The organism is Clostridium sp. ATCC BAA-442 (assembly GCF_964239415.1).
Taxonomy (GTDB): Bacteria; Bacillota; Clostridia; order Oscillospirales; family Oscillospiraceae; genus Flavonifractor; species Flavonifractor plautii.
Genome location: NZ_CAXSQB010000017.1, coordinates 7,794 through 11,661 on the forward strand (window position 1 = coordinate 7,794; position 3,868 = coordinate 11,661).

The following is a 3,868-nucleotide window of genomic DNA, read 5'->3' on the forward strand; positions in this document are numbered from 1 at the left end:
CCCCCCCCCCCCCCCCCCCCCCCCCCCCACGGCCGTTTTATGAGCTTATTCCGGGATAAATTCCGTGGTGCAGTCCATGCCGTTCCATACCTCCCCGTCGGAGCGGTAGTACTTCCGCTCTGATGTTCCGTCCTTCCGGGTGTAGCCCAGGACAAACACCTGCCCGGCCTCAATCGGCATGGGATAGTCGTTGCAGGGCAGCACATCGCTGCTCTCGGGACAGTCCTCGAAGTCCTCATAGGCCCCCTCCAGCCGCCAGAAGGCCCGGGACTGGTAGTCCCCGGCCCAGCCGGAGATATCCTCCTCCCCGAAGTAGGACGCCTGGTACTCCTTCCCCGCCACGGTGAGGGTATCCGTCCGCTGGGGCTCCCAGGCAATCCAGGGGATGTCCTCGGTGTGAAGGGAGTCCCCGTACCGCTCTACCAGCTGAGCGGCCATGGAGGGGACGGTTCCCGCGGAGTCCGCCATGGCATCCGGGTCGGTGTGGGCCGCGCCATAGATGCCCATGACGCTCTCCCCATCCAGGGCGTCAAACTCCCGGATGAAGTTCTCTGCCATCCGGTTTTCCCGGTAAATATCGGAGCCACGCTCGGCAAAGGTTTTCCCCTGCTGGATGGCCTCCAGGGTCAGGCGGTAGTCCTCCGTGTCCGCCAGGCCCCGCTCCTCCAGATAGTCTTGGTAACGGGCCCCGGTGCTGTCGTACTGGTGGCCCACGTCGGTGCCGTGGAACACCGTCTTGGGGCACTGCTCCTTGATGGTGCGGTAAAAATCCAGCGTCTCGGCGCCGGATGAGAGCGTGCTCTCCCAATCCTGGTGGAGCTGCTCCAGAATCTCATCGTCCTCCGCGTCCATCCACAGGTTGAGCCACTGGGCCGTGTAGTGCGAGAGCTCCACAAACAGGTGCCGCATCCCCCGGTCGTAGCACTCCTTCCACCGCTCCGCCTCGTACTCCTCGATGGCGGCGATTCCGTGGATCTCCCCGTAGAGGTAGATCTGCCCCGCTGGAATGCCCTCATCCGTCGCCACCGGGGACTCTTGTACCGGCTTCCCAGCGCAGCCCGCCAGCATCAGGAGCGCCAGTACGGCCGCAAATTCTTTAACATACCTCATATTCGGCACCCCCCAAGGCCTTTTTCCCAGTGTAGCAGATCCCACCCTGTCAAAAAAGGGTTCTCAGATTAAAATTTTCTGTAATCCACCCACCCGGCGGGCCCGGCCCAACTTTTACAAAAAAAGAGCTTGACAAACCGGGCCGCCGCCGTTATACTGTAGCAAATCAAATCGGTAAACCGATGACGAAGAGGAGTAGTCCGGTATCAATGCCTCTCAGAGAGCCGCGGGTGGTGGAATCGCGGCAGGCAACGCTCGGATGAATGGACTTTTGAGGGCACAGCGAACAGCCTTTGGGCTCAGTAGCGCGACGGGGACTCCACCCGTTATCCGGGGAGCATGGGCTGATCGGCCCGTGAAAGTGAGTGGGCGTATGCGCTGGTATACGTCAATCCGGGTGGCACCGCAGAGGCTGAAGCTACAGTCCTTTGTCCCAGAGAAACAATCTTGGGGACGAAGGGCTTTTTTGTACCCTTTTCCCCTGCAGCACAGAAAAGGAGTGTATCAACATGAGCAAGATCCCCCACCGCCTGTATCTGACCGAGGACCAGATGCCCCAGAAGTGGTTCAACCTGCGCTCCGCCATGGCCGAGCAGCCCGATCCTCTGCTCCACCCCGGTACCCTCCGGCCCTTGGGTGTGGACGACCTCTCCCCCATCTTCTGCGAGGAGCTTGCCCGCCAGGAGCTGGATGGCGCCACCGCCTATGTGGATATTCCGGAACCCATTCAAAACGTCTATAAGATGTACCGCCCTTCCCCGCTGATTCGGGCTTACGAGCTGGAGAAGGCCCTGGATACCCCGGCCAGGATCTACTACAAGTTTGAGGGGAACAACACCTCCGGTTCCCATAAGCTCAACTCCGCCGTGGCCCAGGCCTATTATGCCAAGATGCAGGGCCTAACCGGCGTCACCACTGAGACCGGGGCCGGCCAGTGGGGCACCGCCCTCAGTGAGGCGTGCAGTTACTTCGGCCTGACCTGCGACGTGTTTATGGTCAAGTGCTCCTACGAGCAGAAGCCCTTCCGAAAGGCGGTGATGAATGTATTCGACGCCTCTATCACCCCCTCTCCCTCCCCCACAACTGAGGTGGGCCGCCAGATCCTGCGTGACCACCCGGACACTACAGGAAGCCTGGGCTGCGCCATCTCCGAGGCGGTGGAGTCCGCCGTCCAGAGCGGCGGCGCCAAGCGCTATGTGCTGGGCAGCGTGCTCAACCAGGTGCTCCTCCACCAGTCTATCATCGGCCTGGAGAGCAAGCTGGCCATGGAGCAGCTGGGGGAATATCCCGACGTGGTGGTGGGCTGCGCCGGCGGCGGCTCCAACCTGGGCGGGCTGATCGCCCCCTTTATGGCCGACAAGCTGCGGGGGATACGGAATCCCCGCATCGTGGCGGTGGAACCAGCCTCCTGCCCCTCCCTCACTCGGGGCAAGTACGCCTACGATTTCTGCGACACCGGCAGGGTCACCCCCCTGGCCCGGATGTATACCCTTGGCTGCGGCTTCATCCCCTCCGCCAACCACGCCGGCGGCCTGCGCTACCACGGCATGAGCCCCATCCTCTCCAAGCTCTACCACGACGGCTATATGGAGGCGGTGGCCTATGAGCAGACCCGCGTTTTTGAAGCGGCGGTGCTCTTTGCCAAGCGGGAAACCATCCTCCCCGCCCCTGAATCCGCCCACGCTATCCGGGGGGCCATCGACGAGGCTCTGCGGTGCAGGGAGAGCCGCGAGGCCAAGACCATCCTTTTCGGCCTCACCGGTACCGGGTACTTTGATATGACCGCCTATGAGAACTATCTCAGCGGAAAGATGAGCGATTCCATCCCCACCGATGCCGACCTGCAGAAGGGTTTCGACAGCCTGCCAAAAATCCCCCAGAACGAGGGTATTTGAGGCTTCACAGCAAAACTTTAGGTTGCACATTGTCCCCCGGCTGGCTATAATAGGAGGGACAATAAACACAAAAGAAGGTTTTGCCATGGAATTCCGCGCAAACGAGGGAAAGAGCGTCACCATAGAGGTGGGCGGAAAGACCTACGCCCGCCACGCCATCCAGACCCATTTCGTCCAGGTGGGCGAGAGCTATATCGACCTGGTGGAGCAGTACGTCAAGCCCCTGTGGCAGCCCGGTGACCTGCTCTCCTCCAGCGAAAAGATCATCGGCCTGTGCCAGAAGCGGGTGGTCTACAAGAAGGACATGAAGGTGGGCCGCCTGGCCCGGTTCCTGTCCCGCTTCGCCTCCCACTCCTCCGCCGGCATCGGCGTGGACAGCCCCTACAAGATGCAGTTCGCCATCAACGAGCGGGGCGCCCTGTTCGTACTCTGGGCCGCGTTCTGCGCCGGCGTGGCCAAGCTGTTCGGCAAACGGGGCGTGTTCTACGAGATGGTGGGCCAGGAGGTGTCCGGCCTGGACGGCTTCTACGACCACGAGTTCCAGGAGTACGGCGAGTTCGGCATCCGCATCCCGGAGAACCCCGGCAAGGTGTGCGACGAGATCGAGGCCGCCACCGGCGTGCAGGCCATGATTGTGGACGCCAACGATCTGAACGTGGAGATTCTGGGCAAGGCGTCCTCCGTCACCCTGGACGACGAGACCCTCAAGGGCCTGATCCGGGACAACCCGGCGGGCCAGTCCCGGGAGCTGACCCCCTTCATCCTCATCCGCGAGGTAAAGGAGGAGCGCGCGCCTGAGGAGGCACAGGCATAAATCCGTTTACAGACAGCACAAGAGGCGGAATTCCCCCCGGCCTGCGGCC

At 62.1% G+C, this 3,868-nt stretch carries 3 protein-coding genes; 2 read left to right on the forward strand and 1 reads right to left on the reverse strand.

The window, feature by feature from the left end:
- Positions 1-45: 45 nt before the first annotated feature.
- Positions 46-1,110: a hypothetical protein gene (locus ACESY8_RS09100; RefSeq protein ID WP_054339285.1), complete on the reverse strand. Its 1,065-nt coding sequence runs from the start codon at positions 1,108-1,110 to the stop codon at positions 46-48.
- A gap of 509 nt (positions 1,111-1,619) precedes the next feature.
- On the opposite strand from ACESY8_RS09100, the gene ACESY8_RS09105 reads away from it, so the two are divergent.
- Together ACESY8_RS09105 and ACESY8_RS09110 are read left to right on the forward strand one after the other, a co-directional pair.
- A complete protein-coding gene (locus ACESY8_RS09105) occupies positions 1,620-3,005 on the forward strand; it encodes a TrpB-like pyridoxal phosphate-dependent enzyme (protein ID WP_044937997.1) in 1,386 nt (461 codons plus the stop codon).
- An 85-nt stretch (positions 3,006-3,090) separates the two neighbouring features.
- A complete protein-coding gene (locus ACESY8_RS09110; protein ID WP_007495918.1) occupies positions 3,091-3,819 on the forward strand; it encodes a hypothetical protein in 729 nt (242 codons plus the stop codon).
- Positions 3,820-3,868: the final 49 nt, after the last annotated feature.